This is a genomic window from Streptomyces sp. R35 (genome assembly GCF_041053035.1).
Lineage (GTDB): Bacteria > Actinomycetota > Actinomycetes > Streptomycetales > Streptomycetaceae > Streptomyces > Streptomyces lutosisoli.
In genome coordinates this window covers 5,501,625-5,524,971 of sequence record NZ_CP163440.1, presented here as the reverse complement: position 1 = coordinate 5,524,971, position 23,347 = coordinate 5,501,625, and the positions used below count along the sequence as shown (strand labels likewise).

Sequence of the window (23,347 nt, the reverse complement as noted above, 5' to 3'; positions counted from 1 at the left end):
GCGGATCCGCGGGGCCGACGTGGCGATGCCGGGCCGGATCAGTGGCTCGGCATGCGGTTCGGGATGCGGTGGGGGGCTGTTTTCGGACTGGTTCAGCGGCGCGACATGTAGATGTCCAGCGCCTTGTGGAGCAGCTTGTTCAGTGGGAAGTCCCACTCGCCGAGGTACTCGGCGGCCTGCCCGCCCGTGCCCACCTTGAACTGGATCAGTCCGAAGAGGTGGTCGGTCTCGTCCAGCGAGTCGGAGATGCCGCGCAGGTCATAGACCGTCGCACCGAGGGCGTACGAGTCGCGCAGCATGCGCCACTGCATCGCGTTCGAGGGCCGGAACTCACGTCCGATGTTGTCCGATGCGCCGTACGAGTACCAGACGTGCCCGCCGACGACCAGCATCGTCGCGGCGGACAGGTTCACGCCGCCCCGCCGGGCGAAGTAGAGCCGCATCCGGTTGGGGTCCTCGGTGTTGAGGGCCGTCCACATGCGCTGGAAGTACGACAGCGGGCGGGGCCGGAAGTGGTCGCGGATCGCGGTGATCTCGTACAGCCGCTGCCACTCCTCCAGGTCCTGGTAGCCGCCCTGGACGACCTCGACGCCCTCTTTCTCGGCCTTCTTGATGTTGCGGCGCCACAGCTGGTTGAAGTTCTTGTGGACCTCTTCCAGGGAGCGGTTGGCCAGCGGCACCTGGAAGACGTAGCGGGGCTGGACGTCGCCGAAGCCGGCGCCGCCGTCCTCGCCCTGCTGCCAGCCCATGCGGCGCAGCTTGTCGGCCACCTCGAAGGCGCGCGGCTCGATGAAGTCCGCCTCGATGTCGCGCAGGCGCTTCACGTCCGGGTTCTGGATGCCGCCCTTGATGGACGCGGCCTCCCAGCGCCGGATGATCACCGGAGGGCCCATCTTCACGGAGAAGGCGCCCTGCTGCTTGAGGTGCGCGAGCATCGGCTGCAGCCAGTCGTCGAGGTTCGGCGCGTACCAGTTGATGACCGGACCCTCGGGCAGATACGCGAGATAGCGCTTGATCTTGGGCAGCTGGCGGTACAGCACCAGGCCCGCGCCGACCATCTCGCCGGTCCTGTCGTCGAACCAGCCGAGGTTCTCGGAGCGCCACTCCGCTTTGACATCTGCCCAGGCCGGGACCTGCATGTGACTCGCCGAGGGCAGACTCTGGATGTATGCCAGATGCTGCTCTCGACTGATGGTCCTCAGGGTCAGGCTCATTCGGGGCGCTCCTCGGGCTGGTGTGTCCCCATGGGTACAGGGGCTCCGGCTCTCGCGCCGAAGCCTACTGCGCCCTGCGAGCGCCCCGTCTGGCCGTATGGAACCTGGACCCCGGGGATGGAGCGTGAAGCGTCCCAGGGTCAGGGGAAAACGGACGTTCGACTCAGAACACACCGCCGAAGAGGCCGCCGTGGGCCAGGCCGAGGTAGAAACCGACGGCCGAGAAGCCGAGCCCCAGAATCAGCCCGAAGCGCTCTCGTGTCGTCTCGGAGATGAACTGCCCGTAGGCGCCGGTGAGGATCCCGACGAGGCCGGCCCAGGAACTGAGCAGATGCAGACTGTCGAACATCGACGAGACGAAGGCCGTGATCCCGCACACCAGGGTCACCGCGAGCAAGGTGTCCTGGAGCGGATGCGGCTTGCCGTCCGTGGCGAAGAGTGAGCCGGTGGTGTTGGGTCGCAATACCTGTGCCATAGGGCACCTCCTGCGGAAGGCGGCGCATCGTAGCGCCATACACACCCGATGTGTACAGATTGACGGTCAACCCGGTCGGATTTCAACCGGAAGCCGGTGTGCAGGTACTCTGTATCCTCTGCACCGGTGTCTGCCCAGGCTCAAGGCCAGGTCACGACAGGGATTGCCGCTCGGTTCACCGATCGGGGAGCCCGATTGTCAGTGGCGGCCGATACCGTTGCGTACGCATCACAACCCTCCTGCCACGGAACGACCGTGGCCGTTGAGTCCAAAGGAGGTGGGTTCCACATGCGTCACTACGAGGTGATGGTCATCCTCGACCCCGATCTGGAGGAGCGCGCTGTCGCCCCCCTGATCGAGAACTTCCTCTCCGTCGTCCGTGAGGGCAACGGAAAGGTCGAGAAGGTCGACACCTGGGGCCGTCGTCGTCTCTCGTACGAGATCAAGAAGAAGCCCGAGGGCATCTACTCGGTCATCGACCTGCAGGCCGAGCCTGCGGTCGTCAAGGAGCTCGACCGCCAGATGAACCTGAACGAGTCGGTCCTCCGGACCAAGGTCCTCCGTCCCGAGACCCACTGAGCTCCGCTCAGCTGATCTCGGGCATCGAGTAGCAGCACTAAGCAGCCAGCAGCAAACCCGCCGAGAGGTTCCCCCATGGCAGGCGAGACCGTCATCACGGTCGTCGGCAATCTTGTCGACGACCCCGAGCTGCGCTTCACCCCTTCCGGTGCGGCGGTCGCGAAGTTCCGTGTCGCGTCCACCCCCCGCACCTTCGACCGTCAGACCAATGAGTGGAAGGACGGCGAGAGCCTGTTCCTGACCTGCTCGGTCTGGCGTCAGGCGGCGGAGAACGTCGCCGAATCGCTTCAGCGAGGCATGCGCGTCATCGTGCAGGGCCGGCTGAAGCAGCGGTCCTACGAGGACCGTGAGGGCGTCAAGCGCACGGTCTACGAGCTGGACGTCGAGGAAGTCGGCGCCAGCCTGAAGAGCGCCACGGCCAAGGTCACCAAGACCACCGGTCGAGGTGGCCAGGGCGGCCAGGGCGGTTACGGCGGCGGTGGCGGCGGCCAGCAGGGCGGTGGCTGGGGCGGAGGCTCCGGCGGCGGTCAGCAGCAGGGTGGCGGCGCTCCCGCCGAAGACCCCTGGGCGACCAGCGCTCCTGCCGGTGGCAACCAAGGCGGCGGTGGCGGCGGCTGGGGTGGAAACTCCGGCGGCTCCGGCGGCGGCTACTCGGACGAGCCCCCCTTCTAGGCCCCCGGGCCGAGGGTGGGCCGTACCCCCACTTCTTGATCACACAGGAGAAACACCATGGCGAAGCCGCCTGTGCGCAAGCCTAAGAAGAAGGTCTGCGCTTTCTGCAAGGACAAGGTCACGTACGTGGACTACAAGGACACGAACATGCTGCGGAAGTTCATTTCCGACCGTGGCAAGATCCGTGCCCGCCGCGTGACCGGCAACTGCACGCAGCACCAGCGTGACGTCGCCACGGCCGTGAAGAACAGCCGTGAGATGGCGCTGCTGCCCTACACCTCCACCGCGCGATAAGGGAAGGGTGACCGAAACATGAAGATCATCCTCACCCACGAGGTCTCTGGCCTCGGTGCCGCGGGCGACGTCGTTGACGTCAAGGACGGTTACGCTCGCAACTACCTGATCCCGCGGAACTTTGCGATCCGCTGGACCAAGGGCGGCGAGAAGGACGTCGAGCAGATTCGTCGTGCTCGCAAGATCCACGAGATCGCGACCATCGAGCAGGCCAACGAGATCAAGGCCCGCCTCGAAGGCGTGAAGGTCCGTCTGGCCGTTCGCTCCGGCGACGCCGGTCGTCTCTTCGGCTCCGTCACCCCGGCCGACATCGCCTCGGCGATCAAGGCTTCCGGTGGCCCCGAGGTCGACAAGCGCCGCATCGAGCTGGGCGCGCCGATCAAGACCCTGGGCGCCCACGAGACGTCCGTGCGTCTGCACCCCGAGGTTGCCGCCAAGGTCAACATCGAGGTTGTCGCTGCCTGAGTGCAGCGCTCGGCATAGCTGAGAGAAGGGCCGCACCCCACGGGGTGCGGCCCTTCTGCGTGCTGCGAGAGTGCGACCGCCTTTCCCTCGGATGCCGATACTCGGGGGCGGCGGCGACAGCGGTGCGTCGTTTCACGTGAAACCCTGGTCCCTCGCTCTCGCGTCTCGTTTCACGTGAAACGGTCAGCGCGTCGCGCCTGTGACGATCCAGCGCCCCGAGCGAGAACGCAGCCACAGGGTCAGCATCCGTATCGCCATCATCAGGGTCATCGCTCCCCAGAGTGCGGTGAGCCCGCCGCCGAGTACGGGGACGAGTAGAGCGACGGGAGCGAAGACCGCCAGAGTGAGCAGCATGGCCCACGCCAGGTAGGGGCCGTCCCCCGCGCCCATCAGGACTCCGTCCAGCACGAAGACGATGCCGCAGATCGGTTGTGAGACGGCCACCATCAGCAGGGCGGGCAGCGCAGCGTCTTGCACGATCGAATCACTGCTGAACAGCGGAAGGAAGAGAGGGCGAGCGGCCATGACCAGAAGACCGAGTACGACCCCGGTGGCGATGCCCCACTGCACCATGCGGCGGCAGGCCTCGCGGGCGCCTTGGGCGTCGCCCGCACCGAGATAGCGTCCGATGATGGCCTGTCCTGCTATGGCGATCGCGTCGAGCGCGAAGGCGAGCAGGCTCCACAGGGACAGGATGATCTGGTGCGCCGCCATCTCGGCGTCCCCAAGCCGGGCGGCGACCGCCGTGGCGATCATGAGAATCGCCCGCAGCGACAGGGTGCGTACGAGCAGGGGTGCACCGGCCTGGGCGCAGGCCCGTATCCCGGCGGCATCCGGTCGCAATGAGGCACTGTGCTTCCGGGCCCCGCGGATGACGACGTACAGATAGACGGCGGCCATGCCGAACTGGGCGATGACGGTGCCCCAGGCGGATCCTGCGATGCCCAGACCCGCACCGTAGACAAGGCCCGCGTTGAGCGCGGCGTTGGCGACGAAGCCCCCGACGGCGACATACAGCGGGGTCTTTGTGTCCTGCAGTCCGCGCAGGACACCAGTGGCGGCGAGCACGACGAGCATGGCTGGGATGCCGAGCGCCGAGATCCGCAGATAGGTGGTCGCATACGGTGCGGCGGTGTCAGAGGCGCCGAAGAGTTCCATCAGGGCAGGTGCCGTGGGGAGGAGGACTGCTATGACGGCCGCGCCGATCAGCAGGGCGAGCCAGATGCCGTCCATGCCCTGACGGATCGCGGCCCGCAGATCACCCGCTCCGACACGGCGGGCGACGGCGGCCGTGGTGGCGTAGGCGAGGAAGACGAAGACACCGACGGCCGTCATGAGGAGGGCCGAGGCGACGCCCAGGCCCGCCAGTTGTGCGGTGCCGAGATGGCCGACGATGGCGCTGTCGGCCATGACGAAGAGAGGCTCGGCGACGAGTGCGCCGAAGGCCGGAACTGCCAGCGCGACGATCTCTCGGTCGTGCCGGCGGCGGGCGGTCCTGGACGCCGCGGGAGCCTGTGTCATGAGCACCAATCTAATCTTCCACAGGTAAGAGATGCAATGCAAAAAGACCCCTTACCTGTGGTCTGGTGGGGCGCGCCGCGGTGCACCGTTTGAAGCGATCTTGGCCCGACCGGGAAAGTTTTTCTTCTGCACAGCCGGTGGACGGGAAAGATGCAGGTCAGGGCGGGTTGCTCGAAGGGGCTGAGGGCTTGTTCACAAGGCTGTCCACCGGGTCGTGCACAGGTTTTGTGGGGTTCTCCACAGCATCCGGGCCGTCGTCCACATGGCCTGTGGATAACCAGATTGGCTGACGGTGCCCGCGGGCCTACCGTGGTGCGGCGCCCGCTCTCTCCTCCGTCCTCGGAAACCTGGCAAAACCGACGCGTCAGAACCGGAGTTGGGCAACTCAGTTGTCAGTGCCGTGCCGTAGAAATGAGAGGCACGGTTAGGTCCGCTCGGCGGACGGGAGGAGGTGGCTCGGTGAGTATTTCCGAGCCCTTGGACGACCCCTGGGCCGACAGCGGTCCCAGTGATCGTCTGCCCGCTTCCCGCCAGCGCGGCAACGGCGGCCGCGGCCGTGACGAGCAGCACGACCGCGACCGGGACAGCGGCTCGTGGGAGGGCGGAGGTTCGTCCTTCGAGCGTGTGCCGCCCCAGGACCTGGACGCCGAGCAGTCCGTCCTCGGCGGCATGCTCCTGTCCAAGGACGCCATCGCCGATGTTGTCGAGGTCCTCAAGGGCCACGACTTCTACCGGCCGGCGCACGAGACCATCTACGGCGCGATCCTCGACCTGTATGCGAAGGGCGAGCCGGCCGACCCCATCACGGTCGCGGCCGAGCTCACCAAACGCGGCGAGATCACCAAGGTCGGCGGCGCACCGTACCTCCACACCCTGGTGCAGACAGTCCCGACCGCGGCGAACGCCGAGTACTACGCGGAGATCGTGCACGAGCGGGCGGTCCTACGCCGCCTGGTCGAGGCGGGTACGCGCATCACACAGATGGGATACGCGGCCGACGGCGACGTCGACGAGATCGTCAACAGCGCCCAGGCCGAGATCTACGCGGTCACCGAGCAGCGCACCACCGAGGACTATCTGCCGCTCGGCGACATCATGGAGGGCGCGCTCGACGAGATCGAGGCGATCGGTTCGCGGTCGGGGGAGATGACCGGTGTGCCAACCGGCTTCACCGACCTCGACTCGCTCACCAACGGTCTGCACCCGGGCCAGATGATCATCATCGCGGCACGCCCCGCCATGGGTAAGTCGACGCTGGCCCTGGACTTCGCCCGAGCCTGCTCGATCAAGCACAACATGCCCAGCGTGATCTTCTCGCTCGAAATGGGCCGCAACGAGATCGCGATGCGACTGCTGTCGGCCGAAGCGCGCGTGGCCCTGCACCACATGCGGTCCGGCACGATGACCGACGAGGACTGGACCCGGCTCGCGCGCCGCATGCCCGACGTCTCGGCCGCCCCGCTCTACATCGACGACTCCCCGAACCTGTCGATGATGGAGATCCGCGCCAAGTGCCGTCGCCTCAAGCAGCGCGCCGACCTGAAGCTCGTCGTCATCGACTATCTCCAGCTGATGCAGTCGGGTGGCAAGCGCTCCGAGAGCCGCCAGCAGGAAGTCTCCGACATGTCGCGAAACCTGAAGCTGCTGGCCAAGGAGCTGGAGCTGCCGGTGATCGCGCTGTCGCAGCTCAACCGTGGTCCCGAGCAGCGCACGGACAAGAAGCCCATGGTCTCCGACCTGCGTGAATCCGGATCGATCGAGCAGGACGCGGACATGGTGATCCTGCTGCACCGTGAGGACGCGTACGAGAAGGAGTCACCGCGCGCCGGCGAGGCGGACATCATCGTCGGCAAGCACCGTAACGGCCCGACGGCCACGATCACGGTGGCCTTCCAGGGCCACTACTCGCGCTTCGTGGACATGGCGCAGACCTGATGCCACACCGCTTGGAGTATCGCGGCGCCGGAGAAATGCACTCGACGTCCGTTGACCGGCCGGGTGGACTGTGGGCATGACGACACCTCAGGAAGATCTGCTTCCCGCCACACGTCGGGCCCTGCTGCACCGTATCGCCGTTGCACAGGCCGAAGGGCGGGCACCATCGCTGGTCGCGGCGGTCGTCCGGGGCGGGGAGACGGTGTGGAACGGGGCACGGACCTCGGTGGACGGGCACGGCCCCGACGAGAACGTGCAGTATCGGATCGGCTCGATCACCAAGACCTTCACGGCCGTACTCGTACTGCGGTTGCGTGACGAAGGCGTTCTGGACCTCGGCGACCCGCTGGAGAAGCATCTGCCGGGCACCGGCGCGGGGGAGGTCACCATCGCCGAACTGCTCGCGCACACAGGTGGGTTGGCCGCCGAGTCGCCCGCGCCCTGGTGGGAGCGCACGCCTGGCTCGCTGCGCCCCGAGCTGGCCGACGTGCTGGGCGAGCAGCCCTTCCGGCATCCGGCCGGGCGCCGGCACCACTACTCGAACCCCGGCTACGCGCTGTTGGGCGCGTTGGTCGAGGAGCTGCGGGGCGCTCCCTGGGAGGAGGTGCTGCGGCGCGAGGTACTCGAACCGCTGGGCCTGCACCGTACGAGCGGTCGACCGCAGGCGCCGCACGCGGGCGGCTGGGCGGTCCACCCCTGGGCTGACGTGATGATGCCCGAGCCCGCGCAGGACCTCGGCCGCATGGCTTCGGCCGGACAACTGTGGTCCACCACCGGGGACTTGGCGCGCTTCGCCGTCTTCCTTGCCCGGGGCGACGACCGGGTGCTGAGCGCGGCATCCGTACGGGAGATGCGTACGCCGTCCGCGCCGCCCGAGACCGCGGAGCTGGCTGCAGGCTCCGGGTACGGCCTCGGCCTGCAGATCGTGCACCGCGATCGCCGGACACTCGTCGGGCACTCCGGGTCCCTGCCGGGCTTCATCGCCGGCCTGATGATCGATGCAGAGGAAGACGTGGCGGCGGTCGTGTTGTCCAACTGCACTTCGGGCCCTTCCGCGTTGACCGTCGCCGTCGATCTCGTACGGATCGTCGCGCAGGCCGAACCGAGGATTCCTGAGCCTTGGCGACCGATCTCCGAAGTGGACAGTGCCGTACTGGAGTTGGTGGGGCAGTGGTGCTGGGGGACCTACGCCTTCGGGTTGCGGTTGTCGGCTGACGGGGAGGTCGGCTTGGAGCCGCTGTCCGGTGTCGGTCGGGGCGCCCGCTTCAGGGCGAACACCGACGGGACCTGGACGGGGCTCGACGGCTACTACGCGGGGGAGCTGCTGCGGGCCGTACGACGCCCGGACGGCTCGGTGAGCCATCTCGACCTCGGGTCGTTCGTCTTCACGCGTCAGCCGTACGAGGAGGGGGCTCCTGTGCCGGGTGGGGTGGATCCCGAAGGCTGGCGAGGGATCAAGTAGGCGGTGTCATGGGAGAGGCGGGCTGTTTCACGTGAAACAGCCCGCCTCTCGGTGTGCGGTCGCTTGCCAGACGTAGGTGAAGCGCCTCAGAGCGGCAGCTTGAAGCCCACGTGGGAGGCCGTGAAGCCGAGCCGCTCGTAGAAGCGGTGGGCATCGGGGCGAGTGACATCGGAGGTCAGCTGGACCAGCTGGCAGTCCTGGCGCCGGGATTCGTCGATCGCCCATTCGATGAGCTGGGTGCCGAGGCCGCTGCCGCGCTCGTCGGCGTGGACGCGTACACCTTCGACGATGGCGCGAGTCGCTCCCTTGCGAGAGAGTCCGGGAATCACCGTGAGCTGAAGGGTGGCGACGACCCGGCTCTCGCGTACGGCGACGACCAGGTGCTGGTTCGGGTCGCTGCGCAGGCGCTCCAGGGCGGCCAGGTAGGGGGTCAGGTCGTCCGGCGACTCGCGTTGGGCGCCCAGTGGGTCGTCCGCGAGCATCGCGACGATGGCGGGCACGTCGGCGGCGACAGCCGCTCGTATTTCAAGATCTCCCATGACCGCACCCTATGAGGACATATTCGGGGAGTGCTCGGTTCAGGCGGGCACGCTCGCCGACTCCACGACTCGGACCAGGGGGGCCAGCTCTGGGTTCTTGGCCGCTGTGTCGAGCGCCTCGCGCAGGGCGGCGTCATTGGTGGGGCGCGCCTCTTCGAGCAGCTTGAGGCCCGTCTCGCTGACGTTCGTGTAGATGCCGCGACGGTCGGTCGGGCACAGATAACGGGAGAGCAGCCCGCGGTCCTCGAGCCGGGTGACGAGCCGTGTGGTCGCGCTCTGACTGAGGACGACCGCGTCCGCGACCTGCTTCATCTGCAGATGGCCACCCGTGCCGTCGTGCTGCCGGCTGAGCACATCGAGCAGGGAGTACTCCCGCACGCTCAGGTCGTGATGGGTCTGCAGGGCCCGCTCGATGTGGGCCTCGATCCTCCCGTGCAGCAGGGAGAGGGCACACCAGCCCTGAGCGAGGGCGGTGAGCGCGGGGTCCGTGGCTGTCATGGCGTTTTCCTCCGTCCCGGAGCGGCTGAAACCCAGGATAGAGCACGTGCGCAATAGTCAGCTGTTGCACATAGCCCGCGTCTGCAACTATTGTGGTCGCACGTTAAGTGCTCCTGCAATCTTCTGGAAGGTGTTACCCCACCATGCCTCTCGCGCTTCTGGCCCTCGCGATCGGGGCCTTCGGAATCGGAACCACCGAGTTCGTGATCATGGGTGTGCTGCCCGAGGTCGCCGGTGACTTCGGTGTCTCCATCCCCACCGCCGGACTGCTGGTGACCGGCTATGCCCTCGGTGTGGTGATCGGAGCCCCGATCATGACCGCGCTCGGTACGAAGATGTCCCGCAAGCGGATGCTGATGCTGCTGATGGGGCTGTTCGTGCTCGGCAATCTGCTCTCCGCCGTCGCCCCGGTCTTCGGGCTGATGCTGGCGGGCCGCGTGGTCGCCTCGCTCGCCCACGGCGCCTTCTTCGGCATCGGCTCCGTGGTCGCCGCCGAGCTGGTCGTGCCCGAGAAGAAGGCCGGCGCGATCGCCATGATGTTCAGCGGGCTCACCATCGCCAATGTCGTCGGCGTTCCCCTGGGCACGCTGATCGGGCAGTCCGTGGGGTGGCGTGTCACCTTCGCCGGTGTCGCGGCGCTCGGCGTGATCGGGCTGCTGGGCATCGCCAAGCTGGTCCCCGAAATGCCGAAGCCCGAAGGCGTGCAGCTGCGCCACGAGCTGGCCGCCTTCAAGAACGTCCAGGTGCTGCTGGCCATGGCGATGACCGTGCTCGGCTTCGGCGGAGTCTTCGCGGCCATCACCTACATCGCTCCGATGATGACCCATGTCGCGGGCTTCGCCGACGGCTCCGTCACCTGGCTGCTGGTCCTCTTCGGTCTCGGCATGGTCGGCGGGAACCTCGTCGGCGGCAAGTTCGCCGACCGCGCACTGATGCCGATGCTGTACGTCTCCCTGGGCGGCCTCGCGGTCGTCCTGGCCCTGTTCACCGTCACCGCGCACAACAAGATCCTCGCGGCTGTCACCATCGCCCTGATCGGCGCTCTGGGCTTCGCCACCGTGCCGCCGCTGCAGAAGCGTGTCCTCGACCAGGCGCACGGCGCCCCCACCCTGGCCTCGGCCGTGAACATCGGCGCCTTCAACCTCGGCAACGCCCTCTCGGCCTGGATCGGCGGCATCGTCATCGCCGCGGGTATGGGCTACACCGCCCCCAACTGGGTCGGTGCCGTCCTCGCCGCGAGCGCGCTCGCCCTCGCCGTCCTCTCGGCTGCCCTGGAGCGCCGCACGGACGCCCCGAGCGCCGTCGTTGTCGCCGGCGGCGCGCCCGCCGAACAGCGAACCGCCGTCCACCACTGACCGGCGTCGAGCCAGGTGTGGGGCCAGGGCCGTCCCCGCCTCGACTCGACCCGGCATCACCGGCGCTCGATCCAACACCACCCGCACTCGACTCAGCACGCCCCCACAAGGAGACACCCCTCATGAGCACCACCGCCGTCGCCCCGCTGACCATCGGGGACGCCGAAGTCCTCGTCACCGCGGCCCGCCGCGCCGCCGAAGCCGCCGGAGTCAGGGTCAGCGTCACCGTCCTCGACGCGGGCGGTCATCTGCTCGCTTTCCGGCGCGACGACCAGGCCGTGCTGATCTCAGGTGAGACGAGCACTCGTAAGGCCTACACAGCGCTGCAGCTGGACTCCGCCACCGCCGACCTCGTCGACGCGGTCCAGCCCGGCGGCCTCTTCCACACCCTGCCCACCGCGCTCGACCGGCCCCTGCTGTTCATCGCGGGTGGCGTACCGGTCCACCGCGACGGCCGCCTGATCGGCGCGATCGGGGTCGGTGGCGGCATGCCGGATCAGGACCACGGCTTCGCCGTCGCCGCCGCCGAGTCGCTCTCCTGACGTACGTGAGCACAGAAGTCGTACGTGAGTAGAGAAGTGCCGGTCCCCCCAGCGTCCTATGAGGGACCGGCACTTCCTCTTGGGCTTCTCGGCGCCGCACCCCGAAGCCGGCCTGATCCGAAAGGAAGGCCCTAAGCTGCAGCCACCGTCAATGGAGCGAAACGTCGCGTCCAGTCCCCGGGCAGCTCCGAGATCCCGTATGTCATGACCGAGTTGAAGCTGATGGACGCCAGTCCGCGCTCCTTCAGCCACGCCAGCAGCTCTTCGTGCCGTACGTCGATGTCGGTGCGCAGGGGGCGATCGGTGTGGGCGGCCAGCGAGGCGATGAGTGCCTTCGCGGTCTCCGTGTCGAGGGCGATCAGCGGACCCACGACATGGTTGTTCATATTGGGCCAGGCGGATGCGTACCCGATGATCCGGCCGTTCTCCTCGGCGACGCGCAGTTGGTCGGAGAAGGCGGGCAGCCGCGTGATCATGTGGGTGCGATCGGACCCGAAGATCTCCTCGTCGAGGCGGAGGATGGCGGTGAGGTCCTCGGCCGCGGCCGGGCGCGTGAAGACCTCGGGTTCCGGCCCGCCGGGGGTGAAGTGTCCACGAACCATCTCGGCCCGGCCGGTGACCTTGAAACCCAGTTCCTCGTAGAGCGGGCGACCGTACGCCGTCGCATGCAAGGTCAGCGGGGTGGTGCCCATCTCCGCGACCACATGCCGCATCAGTCGACGGCCGACGCCCTGGCGGGCATGCCTCTCGGCGACGAGCACCATGCCGATCGCAGCCAGATCAGGGCGCTCCCGCGGTCCGTACTCGGTCACGACGCAGGCGGTGACAAGGCCGCCTTCGGGGTCGTCGATGCCGTAACCGGTTCCCGCCGCGAGGAGAAGACCCCACTTGTGTTCCTCGCGGGGCCACCCCCGATCCTCGGACAAGTCGGCGCAGGCGGTGAGATCGCGAGGCGTCAGACGACGGATGGGCAGAGCGGCGAGGGAAGGTGTCGACACGCAGGTCAGGCTGTCTGACACCCACCCCTGACGTCCACCCGTTTGCGGGCACACGTACGCGCTTTTGGTCATGTCGTGCACAACCGCACAGCGCGCGGACAGATGTTTCACGTGAAACGGCGCGATCGACGGCTTGGCTCGCCAGTGAATGGGTCAATAGCTGGGCTTGCCAGTGGAGGGACAGCGCACACCGCTAGCCTCAGCCGACATGGCACGACTTCATCTCTTCGATCTCGACGGGACGTTGCTGCACGGGAGCACCGCACCAGTGGAGATCTCACGGCAGCTCGGACGGGAAGCCGAGACCGTGGCACTCGATCAGGCGATCTCCGAGGGGCGCATAGGCCCTCCGGAGTACGCGACACAGGTGCATGCCTTGTGGACGGAGCTCACCGAGGCGCATGTGACGGCGGCTTTCCAGGGAGCGCCTTGGCTGTCCGGCATCGAGGATGTCTGGGCGGAGATCCGGGGGAACGGCGACTACTGTGCCGTCGTCTCGCTCTCGCCCTCCTTCTTCGTGGAACGGCTGACGGCGTGGGGAGCGCACGCGGCATACGGCTCACGGTTCCCCGCCGTGCCGTTCACCGAGCCGGTCGACCCGGCGGGGATTCTCAGCAGCGCGGCCAAGGTGCAGATCGCGGACCGGCTCTGTGAAGAGTTCGGGGTGAGCCGGGCCGACTGCGTCGCCTATGGCGACTCATCGTCGGACAGGGACCTGTTTGGTGCCGTGCCGGTATCCGTCGCGGTCAATGCGGATCGCCATCTGGCGGGCCTCGCCACCCACTCCTACGTGGGACGGGATCTGTGGGATGCCTATGAATTGGTCCGTCGCGCCCGTTAATTGAGGCAATTGATGCATCGGCCCCCGCCAATTCTTGGTGACGGAAGCGGAGACTTGTGTATGGAGCGGCTGCCGGTATGGTCGAGTCCGGTTCGCGTCCACCGAGATGTACGCACGTCTCGTGGGGGCGCGAACGCAGGCCAATGCAGCCTAACGGGACGGAGAGATCGAAGACCCGCATTTTCCGTTATGCGGCCGGGTGTTGACTCGGGGTGGGATGCTGCGGTGAGGGCACTGCGGCCAATGTCACATTCTCGCCTTACTTGTCCGTACGGAGCGGGAATCCGGGTTCAATGTGGCCGCATTGGCCGACGGGGACTGAACCAGGAAAGAAAGCAAGCCGTCTGCGGGGGAAAGCAGGCATCTTCCGACCACGGAAGTGCGCAGACCGACCGAAAGATGTTCGAGGCGAGGCACACCATGGACGCTCCGACCACCACGTCGGCCGACAACGGCACTTCCGGCGGCAACGGAGGGAGCGGCTGGTTCACGCCGCGCAAGGAGCCGGCGCCTTCCGGCGGGGAGCATGGGGCAGCCGACGGCCGTCGACTCGCCGCGATGCGTCCGGTCGGCCGACCCTCCACGGGACAGGGAACGCCTGGACAGGGAACGTCGGCACAGGAGACGCCAGAGCAGGGAACACCGGCGCAGGAACGAATATCCTCGGCCGGGCAAGCGTCACCCGCGCCGGATGAGGCCGCGCCGACGCACCGAGGGGCAGCACCGACCGCGACGGGGGCCCAGGAAGCAGCACCGACTGCGACGCGGCCTTACGAGGCAGCACCGACTGAGATGCGCCCCCATCAGCCGTCACAGCCCGAGGCGCGGCGCCCTGAGCCGGAGTCCGCCCACGGCGCCCATGGCGCTCACAACGCCCACGAAGCCGTACGACCGCAGTCGGGCCCCGCGCAGCCCGGACATGGCGCTCCGCAGCCTGATCCCGGTCCGGAGCCGCGTGTGCCCGTCCAAAGGCCCGCCCCCGAGGCGGCCCCCGCTCCGAAGGCGTCCCCCGACGCCGTGCTGATCCGCCGGACCATGGCCGAGGTCGGCGCCGTCGCCGACAAGGTCACCTCGTACTTCTACGCGCTGCTCTTCGTGCGTCACCCGGAACTGCGCTCGCTGTTCCCCGCCGCGATGGACACCCAGCGGGACCGGCTGCTCAAGGCGCTGCTGACCGCCGCCGAGCACATCGACAACACCGAGGTCCTCGTCGCGTATCTGCAGAACCTCGGCCGTGGACACCGCAAGTACGGCACCCGGCCCGAGCACTACCCGGCTGTCGGCGAGTGCCTCATCGGTTCGCTCAGCCGGTTCGCCTCGGCGATCTGGGAGCCCGAGATGGAGGCGGCCTGGGTGCGTGCGTACACGACGATCTCCCAGGTCATGATCGACGCGGCGGCCGCGGACGAACTGCGTGCCCCGGCCTGGTGGTACGCCGAGGTGGTCTCGCACGATCTCAGGACCCCGGACGTCGCCGTCGTCACGGTTCGCCCCGACCAGCCGTACCCCTTCCTCGCCGGGCAGTACACAAGCCTGGAGACGCCGTGGTGGCCGCGGATCTGGCGGCACTACTCGTTCGCCTCGGCGCCCCGCTCCGACGGTCTGCTGGCGTTCCATGTGAAGGCGGTTCCGGCGGGCTGGGTGTCCAACGCGCTGGTGCACCGTGCCCGGCCCGGCGACATCATCCGGCTCGGCCCGCCGGCCGGCTCGATGACCGTCGACCACACCACCGACAGCGGACTGCTCTGTCTGGGCGGCGGCACCGGCATAGCGCCCATCAAGGCCCTGGTCGAGGATGTCGCCGAGCACGGAGAGCGCCGCCCGGTCGAGGTCTTCTACGGGGCCCGCACCGATCACGACCTGTACGACATCGACACGATGCTGCGGCTCCAGCAGAGTCACCCCTGGCTCGCGGTGCGCCCTGTCGTCGACCAGCAGGCTCATCTCCAGCTGCCGGACGTCATACGCGAGTACGGGCCATGGAACGAGTACGACGCGTATCTCTCGGGTCCGCCCGGAATGATCCGCAGCGGTGTGGACGCGCTGAGGGACATCGGCATCCCGTCGGAGCGCATACGCCACGACTCCGTGGAGGAACTCGTCGCGGCCGGAGACTGACCAAGGCCCCGAGGGCCCTTCCCGCGCCGTACGTCAGCCCAGGTCAGGCGCGTGCATCGCCCGTACGCCCTCGATGTTCCCGTCGAGGTAGTGCCGCAGGGACAGCGGTACGAGGTGGACGGAGGCAATCCCGACGCGGGTGAAGGGCACACGGACGATTTCGTACTCGCCGCACGGCTCGTCGATCTCGGGGCCGTGGCGCTGGGCCGGGTCCATGGACTCCAGACGGCAGACGAAGAAGTGCTGTACCTTCACGCCGGTCGCGCCGCCGTCGTCGCCGATGTGCTCGACGGTGTCGACGAAGCAGGGCACGACATCGGTGATCTTGGCGCCGAGCTCTTCATGCACCTCACGGTGGAGCGCGTCGACGACAGTCGTGTCCTCCGGTTCGACCCCGCCACCCGGTGTGAGCCAGTAGGGATCGACGCCGGGCTTGGTGCGTTTGATGAGAATCAAATCGTCGCCATCGAGCAGGATGGCGCGGGCGGTGCGCTTGACCACGGGTCGGACGGTCATGGGAGAAATGTGGCCCGGCTGGTTCCACGTGAAACATCGCGGAGCCCGGATACCTTCAAGAAGGCCCTCAGCTCCAGTCGACCGCCGCCCTCAGCAGCCACTCATGCGCCCGCGCGATGTGCGGCATCGCCAGCGTTCCGGTGCGGACCACCAGAAAGTACGTTCGCAACGGAGGCACCGCCGGGTCGAGGAGTGCCACGACGTCGCCGCGCTCCAGTGCGGCGGCGCAGAGATACCGGGGCAGTACGGCGATGCCGGCGCCCGCAGTGACGCAGGCGAGGACCGCGCGCAGATCGGGGACGACGACGGTGCCCGCGGCGGCCGGGCGGGAGTCGAAGACGGAGGCCCAGTAGCGGGCGACGAGCGGCAGCGACTCGTGCACCTCGACGACGGGGAAGTTCTCCAGGGCGTAGGCACCCTTGCGGCGCAGCTTGCCGGGGCCGACGCAGGCAGCCCAGCGCGGGGCGGCGACCAGGACGTGCTCCTCGTCGCAGAGCGGAGTCGCGGTGAGCAGCGCACCGCGCGGACGGGCCGTCGTAATGGCCAGATCATGATGTCCGGCGGCGAGCCCCTCCAGTGTTTCCTCGGCGTTCCCGAAGGAGGCGCGCAGCGCGAAGCCCTGGCCGTCGTCGCCCGTCAGCTCCGTGAGCGCGGGCAGCGCCCGTTCCGCGGTGAACTCCGGCGGCCCGGCGAGATGCAGGGTGCGTAATGAGGAGTCCTCGTCGAGGCCGGTCTCGGCGATCTCCACCAGGGCGTCGAGATGCGGCGCGGCCTTGTGGGCGAGTTCGTCGCCGATGGTCGTCGGAGTCACCCCGCGCGCCTGGCGCAGAAACAGGGGCCGCCCCAACTGCCGCTCCAGTGTGCGGATCTGCGAGGTGACGGCCGGCTGCGAGAGCCCGAGCAGCGCGGCGGCGCGGGTGAAGGAACCGGCCCGGTGCACAGTCACAAAAGTGCGCAGCAAGGCCAAATCCATGGTGCCCCTCCCCTCCCAGCACCCCCGCGCGAGCCCTAACTATAAATAAGTCGATAGGTCTCTGTCGCTACTGTGATTGGACACTGACACAGAGTCAACTAGCCTTGTTCGCGCGGTTCTTCGCGCGCAGAACCGGGACGGTCCGAGCCACGAGGGGGGAGGCTCGGACCGTCCGTTGTACGTAGCGAGGTACTAAACCCGCGGCCCGGAGGTGCGCAGCAGCGTACTCACCGGTCACTCAGGAAGGGTTCACTCCGCGGATTCTTCGAGAGCCCGCAGTACATCCGCCACCAGGTCCTCGGGATCCTCGGCGCCGGCCGAGAAGCGGATGAAGCCTTCCGGCACCGCGTCCCCGCCCCACCGGCCGCGCCGCTCGGCCGTGGACCGCACGCCGCCGAAGCTCGTCGCCTCGTCCACCAGCCGCAGCGCGTCGAGAAAACGGTCGGCACGCGTGCGCGTGGGCAGCGTGAAGGACACCACGCACCCGAAGCGCCGCATCTGCTGCGAAGCGATCTTGTACGAGGGGTCGTCGGGCAGTCCCGGGTAGCGCAGCCCGGTCACCTCGGGCCGCTCCCGCAGCGCCTCGGCGATCGCCAGGGCATTGGCGGTCTGCCGGTCGGCGCGCAGCTGGAGTGTGGCCAGCGAGCGGTGCGCGAGCCAGGCCTCCATGGGGCCGGGGATCGCGCCGACGATCTTCCGCCAGCGTCGTACGGGAGCCATCAGAGCGGCGTCGCGGACGGTGACGTATCCCAGGAGAAGGTCGCCGTGCCCGGTGAGCATCTTGGTGCCGCTGGCCACGGAGAAGTCGGCGCCCAGCTCCAGCGGGCGCTGTCCGAGCGGGGTCGCCAGGGTGTTGTCGACGGCGACGAGGGTGCCCTGTGCGTGAGCCGCCGCGACGAGCCGTCGTACGTCGCACACGTCGAGGCCCGGGTTCGACGGCGTCTCGATCCACAGCAGCTTCGCGCCGTCGAGGACCTCCAGCTGGGCGTCGCCGCCGGTCGGGGCGGTACGCACTTCGATGCCGTACGCGGTCAGTTGTTCGCGCACCAGCGGCAGCACCTGATAGCCGTCGTCGGGCAGGACCACGACGTCGCCGGCGCGCAGCTGGGAGAAGAGCACTGCCGAGATGGCGGCCATGCCGGAAGGGAAGGCGAGCGTTTCGACGCCGTCCTGTCCGGGGGCCTCCAGTTCGCCGATGGCGCGCTCCAGGAGCGTCCACGTCGGGTTCTCGTCACGGCCGTAGGTGTACGGGCCGGTGGGCTCGCCGGGCAGGTGGTAGTGCGCGGCGAAGGCCGGGCCCGGGAGCGTCGGCTCGTACTTGACGGGTTCGGGCAGCCCGGCCCGCACCGCGCGCGTGCCGTCACCTGTTCCCGTGACGAAATCCCCTGACGTCATGCCGCCTGTCCCTCCACTCGCTCCTGTACCGCGGCGAGCAGTCCTGGGCTCGCCGCTTCCACCATCTCAAGACACTCCTCGAAGCCGTCCATATGTCCGTAATACGGATCGGGAACGTCCAGATCGTCGCCCGCGGCGGGGTCGTACGACCGCAGCAGCTTGACCTTGTCCGCGTCCTCGGCAGTGGGCGCGAGGCGGCGCAGGGCCTTGAGGTGGCCGGAGTCGAGGGCGATGACGAGGTCGAGGCGGGAGAACCACGACGCCTGGAACTGCCGGGCCGCGTGGCCGCTCTCGTAGCCGCCCGCCTCCAGCACGGCGACGGTGCGCGAGTCGGCGCCGTCGCCTTCGTGCCAGCCGCCCGTGCCCGCGCTGTCGACCTCGACGAGGCCGTCGAGCCCGGCCTCTTCTATGCGGGTGCGGAAGACGGACTCGGCCATCGGGGAGCGGCAGATGTTGCCGGTGCAGACGAAGCAGACGCGATAGGGCATCGGGCACTCAGTCCTTGCCGTCGGGCAGTACGACGTTGAGCGCCCAGGACACGATGGAGATGATCAGGCCGCCGACGACTGCGGTCCAGAAGCCCTCGACGTGAAAACTCAGGTCGAGCTTGTCGGCCAGCCACGAGGTGAGCAGCAGCATCAGGGCGTTGACCACGAGGGTGATCAGGCCGAGCGTGAGGATGAAGAGCGGGAAGGTCAGCACCTGCACGATCGGCTTGACCAGGAAGTTGACCAGGCCGAAGACCAGCGCGACGAGCAGCAGCGTGCCGATCTTCTTGCCGGTGCTGCCGCCCGTCAGGGTGATCTTGTCGAGTATCCAGACGGCGACGGCCAGGGCCCCGGCGTTGGCGAGCGTCTTGACTACGAAATTCTTCATGTGTCTGATCGTGGCAGAAGAGATCGACTGGCGAGAGAGGCTGTGGACACAGCTTCCGGCGTACGAGAGCGGACGAGGGCGATGAAGGCATTCCGGCTGGATGAACTGGAGGCGGAACGCGCCGCCAACGACGGCGCCTACCTGCAGTTCCTGCGCGAGCGGAACATGTCGGTCGGCCTGTACGCGCTCGACGCGGGCGAACTCGACTCGCAGAAGCCGCACCAGCAGGACGAGGTGTACTTCGTGGTGAGCGGGCGGGCCTCGATCACGGTCGGCCTGGAGACCACCCAGGTGGCGCGCGGCAGCGTCGTCTACGTGCCCGCGGGGGTCGCCCACAAGTTCCATCACATCACCGAGGACCTGAGGGTTCTGGTGGTGTTCTCTCCGCCGGAGAGCTGACCTCCGTCTCAGGGTTCCCTAGGGGGACGGTCAGGGGAGGACAAGGGGTGCGAGACCCCCGCTCGGCCCCCTCTCGGCTCTAGCATCGAGTGCAGGACATCAATGCACGACATCAGAGAACCCGGAATCAAGCCCCTGGGCTTGGGGCACCGGGCGGAGAGGTAAGGACAAGGGCGATGCGAGAGATCTTCAACGGTATGCCGTGGTGGGTGAAGTGGGTCGCGGTGCCGGTCATCGCCATCGTCGTGTTCGGCGGCCTGATAGCGACCGTGGTCGGCTTCGTCATCGGTCTGCTCTTCAAGGCCCTGGTCTTCGTCGCGCTGGTCGGCGGACTGATCTACATCGTGCGGAAGTTCATGTCGAGCTCGTCGTCGCGCAGCGACTGGTGAGGCGCGAGAGGGTGAGCGATCGGTAACGGGCAGGCCGGTAAAGGGAACCCGAGGTTCCCTCGGCCGAGGGAAGTTTTCCGGCGAGGCCGTCTGCGAGCGGTGGCAGGCGGTTAAAGTCCGGAATTCGACGCGGGGTCGATCCCCCGCGGGCAGCGCACAGCCCCCTCCCGTGTGCCCCCGCACGGGCGGTCCCCCTCGCGCTTCGGGAGTGCCCCTTGGCCACGGTTGACACCGCACCCGCAGATTCACTCACTCCACCCGTCCAGCGATCGGGTGTGCCGGCGGGGTCATGTGTCCCGCCCGCCCAGCCACGCACCACGCCAGGGGAGACACCCGCTCCGCGCACCATGCCTGGGGAGCCACGTGCTTCGCGCAGCACCCCAGGGGAGACGCTCGCTCCACGCACCCCTCCAGCGGAGGCCGCGTCCCTGGAGCCGCACCCCACGACCCTGATCGGCTCCGTGCAGCGGGCGATGCGCCTTCTGGAGGCCGTCGCTTCGCGCGAGCACGGCGCGCCCGCCAAGCAGCTCGCCCGGGAGGCCGGGCTCGCCCTGCCGACGGCGTACCACCTGCTGCGCACCCTGGTCCACGAGGGCTATCTGCGCCGTGACAAGGGGCTGTTCTTCCTCGGCGAAGCCGCCGAGCGGCTGAGCAGCAGCGGAGCGCAGCAGAAACGTCGCAGCACGGTGAGCGACGCGCTCGCCCATTGGCGTGATTCGATCGGCGCACCCGTCTATTACGCGATCTACCGCGACGGCGAGATCGAGGTCATGTGCATCGCCGACACCCCGGGAAATCCCGCGGTGGAGGAGTGGGCCGACTTCCGGGAGACCGGGCACGCGCACGCGATCGGCCAGTGCCTGCTGTCCCAGCTGGACGAGAAGGCCCGCCGAGATCACCTCGACCGCTACCCCGTGCAGTCGATCACTCCGTACACGGTGCGTGACAACGACAGTCTGCTGCGGCGCCTGGAGCGGACGGGCCGGATGGAGCCCGTCATCGAGCGCCAGGAGTACGCGCTGGGCACGGTCTGCGCCGCGATCCCCATCACCGCAGGCTCCACCGCCGGGACAATGGCCATTTCCCTGCCTTCTCACCAGGCCGAGCGTCTGCTACCCGCCGCACGGCAATTGCAGAGCGAAGTCGGCAGGCTGCTAGGGACACTCGCCATCTCTATCAGTATCTGAAAACTCACTCCTTGTGATCTGGTGTGCACGTTAAGCAAGATTCCTGCAGTGTCAGGGGGACGATTCCTGGCCAGTCGACGGCAAACGACGGGGTAGGCGATGCGCGAGTCGGTGCAGGCAGAGGTCATGATGAGCTTCCTCGTGTCGGAGGAGCTGTCCTTCCGCATTCCGGTGGAGCTGCGATACGAGACCTGTGATCCGTACGCCGTGCGGCTGACCTTCCATTTGCCCGGTGACGCGCCGGTGACCTGGGCGTTCGGGCGGGAGTTGCTGATCGACGGCGTGGGCCGGCCGTGCGGTGACGGCGATGTGCACATCGCGCCCGCCGATCCGGAGGCGTTCGGCGAGGTGCTGATCCGGCTTCAGGTGGGCGGCGACCACGCGCTGTTCCGGTCGGGGGCGGCGCCACTCGTGGCGTTCCTCGACCGTACGGACAAGCTGGTGCCGCTGGGGCAGGAGCGTTCCCTCGCCGACTTCGACGCGCACCTCGACGAGGCGCTGGACCGCATCCTGGCGGAGGAGCAGAGCGCGGGCTGAGGCACTGCCGCACACCCAAGTGGAGTAACGCTTCCTCTCAAGTCACACCGGCATCAGGAGACTTCAGCGCTTGCGGCGGCGGCCCTTCCCGCCGCGTGCCGGCGTCCTGGACCCCGTGGGCTCCACAGGGCGGGCCGCGGTCTCCGGGCGGTCCGCGGAGACCACCAGGGCGGCCAGCGCGGTGGTTACCGGCACCGAGGCGACCAGACCGATCGAGCCGACCAGGGTGCGCACGATCTCCTCGGCGACCAGTTCGCTGTTGGCGACCGTACCCACGCTGCTCTGGGCGATCGAGAAGAGCAGCAGCAGCGGCAGCGCGGCGCCCGCGTACGCCAGGACGAGGGTGTTGACGACCGACGCGATGTGGTCGCGGCCGATACGGATGCCCGCGCGGTACAGGCCGCGCCAGCCCATCGTGGGGTTCGCCTCGTGCAGCTCCCAGACCGCGGACGTCTGCGTCACTGTCACATCGTCGAGCACACCGAGCGAACCGATGATGACGCCCGCGAGCAGCAGACCGCTCATGTCGATGGATGGGTACAGGCCGTGGATCAGGCCGGTGTTGTCGTCGGTGTTGCCGGTCAGCGCCGCCCAGCCGATGAATTCGGAGCCGAGCACACCGATCAGCAGCAGCGAGAGCAGCGTGCCGATCACCGCCACCGATGTACGGGCCGAGAGGCCGTGGCACATGTAGAGCGCGATCAGCATGATGGCGCTGGCTCCGACGACCGCCACGATCAGTGGATTCGAGCCCTGCAGGATCGCGGGCAGGATGAAGAACGTCAGGATCAGGAAGCTGACGGCCAGTGCGACCAGCGCCATGATGCCGCGCATCCGGCCCACCACAACGACAACCAGTGCGAAGATCCCGGCGAGCAGGGCCATGGGGAGCTTCCGGTTCACATCGGTGACCGAGTACTGCAGATCCTTGGGCGCGGAGGGCTCGTACGCGACCACGACCTTCTCGCCCTCGTGCAACTGCCGCGACTGGTCGGGCTGGACGATCTCGGTGAACGTACGGCCCTTGTCCTTGCCGGTGTCGACCCGGATCGTCGCCTTCTTGCAGTCGCCCGTCGCCTGCTGCTGCGCGGAGGAGCCCTCGGCGGTGGAGGTGTCGCCCGTCGGGGTCTCCCCCGAGGCGTTCACGGACTTGCAGTCCACCTTGTCGACCTTGGTGACCGTCGCCTGCTGGGTCTGCCGGTCGAAGCCGACGCCGGTGCGCTCGTGAGAAGGAGCGCCGCCGGGCCACAACACCACAAGACCCACGACGACCGCCGCCGTGAAGGGGATCAGCACCGCGGCGATGACCTTGCGCAGATGCTTGGAGACGGGGGTGGCGGGGCCATGGCTGTGACTGTGCGAGTGGCCGTGCCCGCCGCCGGGACCGTGGCCGTGCCCATTGCCGGGTCCGTGACCGTCACCGGGTCCGGAGCCATGGCCGCCACCGTCCGGACCATGCCCGCCGCCGTCACCGGAGCCGTGTCCATGGCCGTCACCGGAACCGGGTCCGCGCGGCGGCTCGGACGGTGGGAACGGGGACTGCTGTGTCGTGGTCACCGACCGATCA

26 protein-coding genes are annotated in these 23,347 nt (G+C 68.2%); 14 read left to right on the top strand and 12 right to left on the bottom strand.

Features of this window, described 5'->3' with window-relative positions; genetic code table 11:
• Positions 1–92: 92 nt before the first annotated feature.
• Both femX and AB5J50_RS25290 read right to left on the bottom strand, forming a co-directional pair.
• Positions 93–1,214 (bottom strand): peptidoglycan bridge formation glycyltransferase FemX, encoded by a 1,122-nt coding sequence (gene femX / locus AB5J50_RS25295; RefSeq protein ID WP_327430064.1) that lies wholly within the window; start codon positions 1,212–1,214, stop codon positions 93–95.
• Between the two features lie 163 nt (positions 1,215–1,377).
• Entirely contained in the window at positions 1,378–1,689 is a 312-nt protein-coding gene (locus tag AB5J50_RS25290; protein ID WP_369260600.1) for a hypothetical protein, read from the bottom strand.
• Positions 1,690–1,977: 288 nt separating this feature from the next.
• Between AB5J50_RS25290 and rpsF the strand changes: the two genes are divergently transcribed.
• The 4 genes from rpsF (at position 1,978) to rplI (ending at position 3,699) form a co-directional block, all read left to right on the top strand.
• Positions 1,978–2,268 carry a 30S ribosomal protein S6 gene (rpsF, locus tag AB5J50_RS25285; RefSeq protein WP_005482942.1) on the top strand — a complete coding sequence of 97 codons (291 nt, stop codon included), beginning with the start codon at positions 1,978–1,980 and terminating at the stop codon, positions 2,266–2,268.
• Positions 2,269–2,343: 75 nt separating this feature from the next.
• Complete coding sequence (locus AB5J50_RS25280) at positions 2,344–2,940, top strand: single-stranded DNA-binding protein (protein WP_369260599.1); 597 nt, start codon at positions 2,344–2,346, stop codon at positions 2,938–2,940.
• Between the two features lie 57 nt (positions 2,941–2,997).
• On the top strand, positions 2,998–3,234 hold the full coding sequence (gene rpsR, locus AB5J50_RS25275; RefSeq protein ID WP_003949403.1) for a 30S ribosomal protein S18: 237 nt from the start codon (positions 2,998–3,000) through the stop codon (positions 3,232–3,234).
• An 18-nt stretch (positions 3,235–3,252) separates the two neighbouring features.
• Positions 3,253–3,699 carry a 50S ribosomal protein L9 gene (gene rplI / locus AB5J50_RS25270; RefSeq protein ID WP_189187153.1) on the top strand — a complete coding sequence of 149 codons (447 nt, stop codon included), beginning with the start codon at positions 3,253–3,255 and terminating at the stop codon, positions 3,697–3,699.
• 183 nt (positions 3,700–3,882) lie between these two features.
• Here the strand turns inward: rplI and AB5J50_RS25265 are convergent, their stop codons facing one another.
• The gene (locus AB5J50_RS25265) at positions 3,883–5,220 is read right to left on the bottom strand and encodes an MATE family efflux transporter (protein ID WP_369260598.1); all 1,338 of its coding nucleotides are present in this window, start codon (positions 5,218–5,220) and stop codon (positions 3,883–3,885) included.
• Between the two features lie 459 nt (positions 5,221–5,679).
• Here AB5J50_RS25265 and dnaB point away from each other — a divergent pair, with 459 nt between their 5' ends.
• Entirely contained in the window at positions 5,680–7,155 is a 1,476-nt protein-coding gene (dnaB, locus tag AB5J50_RS25260; protein ID WP_330305789.1) for a replicative DNA helicase, read from the top strand.
• A 76-nt stretch (positions 7,156–7,231) separates the two neighbouring features.
• On the top strand, positions 7,232–8,617 hold the full coding sequence (locus AB5J50_RS25255) for a serine hydrolase domain-containing protein (protein WP_369260597.1): 1,386 nt from the start codon (positions 7,232–7,234) through the stop codon (positions 8,615–8,617).
• 86 nt (positions 8,618–8,703) lie between these two features.
• Here the strand turns inward: AB5J50_RS25255 and AB5J50_RS25250 are convergent, their stop codons facing one another.
• Positions 8,704–9,156, bottom strand: a complete 453-nt coding sequence (locus AB5J50_RS25250; protein ID WP_369260596.1) for a GNAT family N-acetyltransferase — start codon at positions 9,154–9,156, stop codon at positions 8,704–8,706.
• 39 nt (positions 9,157–9,195) lie between these two features.
• Positions 9,196–9,654, bottom strand: coding sequence for a MarR family winged helix-turn-helix transcriptional regulator (locus AB5J50_RS25245; RefSeq protein ID WP_369260595.1), 459 nt, complete (start codon positions 9,652–9,654; stop codon positions 9,196–9,198).
• 143 nt (positions 9,655–9,797) lie between these two features.
• Here AB5J50_RS25245 and AB5J50_RS25240 point away from each other — a divergent pair, with 143 nt between their 5' ends.
• Entirely contained in the window at positions 9,798–11,009 is a 1,212-nt protein-coding gene (locus AB5J50_RS25240; RefSeq protein WP_369260594.1) for an MFS transporter, read from the top strand.
• Between the two features lie 122 nt (positions 11,010–11,131).
• The gene (locus tag AB5J50_RS25235; RefSeq protein WP_369260593.1) at positions 11,132–11,551 is read left to right on the top strand and encodes a heme-binding protein; all 420 of its coding nucleotides are present in this window, start codon (positions 11,132–11,134) and stop codon (positions 11,549–11,551) included.
• A 131-nt stretch (positions 11,552–11,682) separates the two neighbouring features.
• On the opposite strand, the gene AB5J50_RS25230 is transcribed toward AB5J50_RS25235, so the two are convergent.
• Complete coding sequence (locus tag AB5J50_RS25230; protein ID WP_369260592.1) at positions 11,683–12,549, bottom strand: GNAT family N-acetyltransferase; 867 nt, start codon at positions 12,547–12,549, stop codon at positions 11,683–11,685.
• A gap of 208 nt (positions 12,550–12,757) precedes the next feature.
• Between AB5J50_RS25230 and AB5J50_RS25225 the strand changes: the two genes are divergently transcribed.
• A complete protein-coding gene (locus AB5J50_RS25225) occupies positions 12,758–13,390 on the top strand; it encodes an HAD-IB family phosphatase (protein ID WP_327430053.1) in 633 nt (210 codons plus the stop codon).
• 399 nt (positions 13,391–13,789) lie between these two features.
• Entirely contained in the window at positions 13,790–15,508 is a 1,719-nt protein-coding gene (locus tag AB5J50_RS25220) for a globin domain-containing protein (protein ID WP_369260591.1), read from the top strand.
• Positions 15,509–15,541: 33 nt separating this feature from the next.
• Here the strand turns inward: AB5J50_RS25220 and AB5J50_RS25215 are convergent, their stop codons facing one another.
• The 5 genes from AB5J50_RS25215 to AB5J50_RS25195 form a co-directional block, all read right to left on the bottom strand.
• On the bottom strand, positions 15,542–16,024 hold the full coding sequence (locus AB5J50_RS25215; protein WP_327430051.1) for an NUDIX hydrolase: 483 nt from the start codon (positions 16,022–16,024) through the stop codon (positions 15,542–15,544).
• Between the two features lie 67 nt (positions 16,025–16,091).
• On the bottom strand, positions 16,092–16,997 hold the full coding sequence (locus tag AB5J50_RS25210; protein WP_369260590.1) for a LysR family transcriptional regulator: 906 nt from the start codon (positions 16,995–16,997) through the stop codon (positions 16,092–16,094).
• Positions 16,998–17,246: 249 nt separating this feature from the next.
• Positions 17,247–18,392 (bottom strand): cystathionine gamma-lyase, encoded by a 1,146-nt coding sequence (locus AB5J50_RS25205; protein ID WP_369260589.1) that lies wholly within the window; start codon positions 18,390–18,392, stop codon positions 17,247–17,249.
• On the bottom strand, positions 18,389–18,880 hold the full coding sequence (locus tag AB5J50_RS25200; RefSeq protein ID WP_369260588.1) for a low molecular weight protein-tyrosine-phosphatase: 492 nt from the start codon (positions 18,878–18,880) through the stop codon (positions 18,389–18,391). Before AB5J50_RS25200 ends, AB5J50_RS25205 begins: the two co-directional genes overlap by 4 nt.
• Before the next feature lie 7 nt (positions 18,881–18,887).
• Positions 18,888–19,268 carry a phage holin family protein gene (locus AB5J50_RS25195; RefSeq protein ID WP_327430047.1) on the bottom strand — a complete coding sequence of 127 codons (381 nt, stop codon included), beginning with the start codon at positions 19,266–19,268 and terminating at the stop codon, positions 18,888–18,890.
• A gap of 81 nt (positions 19,269–19,349) precedes the next feature.
• On the opposite strand from AB5J50_RS25195, the gene AB5J50_RS25190 reads away from it, so the two are divergent.
• From AB5J50_RS25190 to AB5J50_RS25175, 4 genes are all read left to right on the top strand, one after another.
• Positions 19,350–19,667: a cupin domain-containing protein gene (locus AB5J50_RS25190; RefSeq protein WP_327430046.1), complete on the top strand. Its 318-nt coding sequence runs from the start codon at positions 19,350–19,352 to the stop codon at positions 19,665–19,667.
• 176 nt (positions 19,668–19,843) lie between these two features.
• On the top strand, positions 19,844–20,056 hold the full coding sequence (locus tag AB5J50_RS25185) for a DUF5326 family protein (protein ID WP_327430045.1): 213 nt from the start codon (positions 19,844–19,846) through the stop codon (positions 20,054–20,056).
• A 347-nt stretch (positions 20,057–20,403) separates the two neighbouring features.
• The gene (locus AB5J50_RS25180) at positions 20,404–21,243 is read left to right on the top strand and encodes an IclR family transcriptional regulator (protein ID WP_369260587.1); all 840 of its coding nucleotides are present in this window, start codon (positions 20,404–20,406) and stop codon (positions 21,241–21,243) included.
• A 99-nt stretch (positions 21,244–21,342) separates the two neighbouring features.
• Positions 21,343–21,780 carry an SsgA family sporulation/cell division regulator gene (locus tag AB5J50_RS25175; protein ID WP_067376783.1) on the top strand — a complete coding sequence of 146 codons (438 nt, stop codon included), beginning with the start codon at positions 21,343–21,345 and terminating at the stop codon, positions 21,778–21,780.
• 63 nt (positions 21,781–21,843) lie between these two features.
• Here the strand turns inward: AB5J50_RS25175 and AB5J50_RS25170 are convergent, their stop codons facing one another.
• On the bottom strand, positions 21,844–23,337 hold the full coding sequence (locus AB5J50_RS25170; protein WP_369260586.1) for a YibE/F family protein: 1,494 nt from the start codon (positions 23,335–23,337) through the stop codon (positions 21,844–21,846).
• Between the last annotated feature and the right edge of the window lie 10 nt (positions 23,338–23,347).

Bases quoted from the DNA above. Each gene is read 5' to 3' on its own strand.
- femX (WP_327430064.1), bottom strand. From the start codon at position 1,214: ATGAGCCTGACCCTGAGGACCATCAGTCGAGAGCAGCATCTGGCATAC.
- AB5J50_RS25290 (WP_369260600.1), bottom strand. From the start codon at position 1,689: ATGGCACAGGTATTGCGACCCAACACCACCGGCTCACTCTTCGCCACG.
- rpsF (WP_005482942.1), top strand. From the start codon at position 1,978: ATGCGTCACTACGAGGTGATGGTCATCCTCGACCCCGATCTGGAGGAG.
- AB5J50_RS25280 (WP_369260599.1), top strand. From the start codon at position 2,344: ATGGCAGGCGAGACCGTCATCACGGTCGTCGGCAATCTTGTCGACGAC.
- rpsR (WP_003949403.1), top strand. From the start codon at position 2,998: ATGGCGAAGCCGCCTGTGCGCAAGCCTAAGAAGAAGGTCTGCGCTTTC.
- rplI (WP_189187153.1), top strand. From the start codon at position 3,253: ATGAAGATCATCCTCACCCACGAGGTCTCTGGCCTCGGTGCCGCGGGC.
- AB5J50_RS25265 (WP_369260598.1), bottom strand. From the start codon at position 5,220: ATGACACAGGCTCCCGCGGCGTCCAGGACCGCCCGCCGCCGGCACGAC.
- AB5J50_RS25255 (WP_369260597.1), top strand. From the start codon at position 7,232: ATGACGACACCTCAGGAAGATCTGCTTCCCGCCACACGTCGGGCCCTG.
- AB5J50_RS25250 (WP_369260596.1), bottom strand. From the start codon at position 9,156: ATGGGAGATCTTGAAATACGAGCGGCTGTCGCCGCCGACGTGCCCGCC.
- AB5J50_RS25245 (WP_369260595.1), bottom strand. From the start codon at position 9,654: ATGACAGCCACGGACCCCGCGCTCACCGCCCTCGCTCAGGGCTGGTGT.
- AB5J50_RS25240 (WP_369260594.1), top strand. From the start codon at position 9,798: ATGCCTCTCGCGCTTCTGGCCCTCGCGATCGGGGCCTTCGGAATCGGA.
- AB5J50_RS25235 (WP_369260593.1), top strand. From the start codon at position 11,132: ATGAGCACCACCGCCGTCGCCCCGCTGACCATCGGGGACGCCGAAGTC.
- AB5J50_RS25225 (WP_327430053.1), top strand. From the start codon at position 12,758: ATGGCACGACTTCATCTCTTCGATCTCGACGGGACGTTGCTGCACGGG.
- AB5J50_RS25220 (WP_369260591.1), top strand. From the start codon at position 13,790: ATGTTCGAGGCGAGGCACACCATGGACGCTCCGACCACCACGTCGGCC.
- AB5J50_RS25215 (WP_327430051.1), bottom strand. From the start codon at position 16,024: ATGACCGTCCGACCCGTGGTCAAGCGCACCGCCCGCGCCATCCTGCTC.
- AB5J50_RS25210 (WP_369260590.1), bottom strand. From the start codon at position 16,997: ATGGATTTGGCCTTGCTGCGCACTTTTGTGACTGTGCACCGGGCCGGT.
- AB5J50_RS25205 (WP_369260589.1), bottom strand. From the start codon at position 18,392: ATGACGTCAGGGGATTTCGTCACGGGAACAGGTGACGGCACGCGCGCG.
- AB5J50_RS25200 (WP_369260588.1), bottom strand. From the start codon at position 18,880: ATGCCCTATCGCGTCTGCTTCGTCTGCACCGGCAACATCTGCCGCTCC.
- AB5J50_RS25195 (WP_327430047.1), bottom strand. From the start codon at position 19,268: ATGAAGAATTTCGTAGTCAAGACGCTCGCCAACGCCGGGGCCCTGGCC.
- AB5J50_RS25190 (WP_327430046.1), top strand. From the start codon at position 19,350: ATGAAGGCATTCCGGCTGGATGAACTGGAGGCGGAACGCGCCGCCAAC.
- AB5J50_RS25185 (WP_327430045.1), top strand. From the start codon at position 19,844: ATGCGAGAGATCTTCAACGGTATGCCGTGGTGGGTGAAGTGGGTCGCG.
- AB5J50_RS25180 (WP_369260587.1), top strand. From the start codon at position 20,404: ATGCCTGGGGAGCCACGTGCTTCGCGCAGCACCCCAGGGGAGACGCTC.
- AB5J50_RS25175 (WP_067376783.1), top strand. From the start codon at position 21,343: ATGCGCGAGTCGGTGCAGGCAGAGGTCATGATGAGCTTCCTCGTGTCG.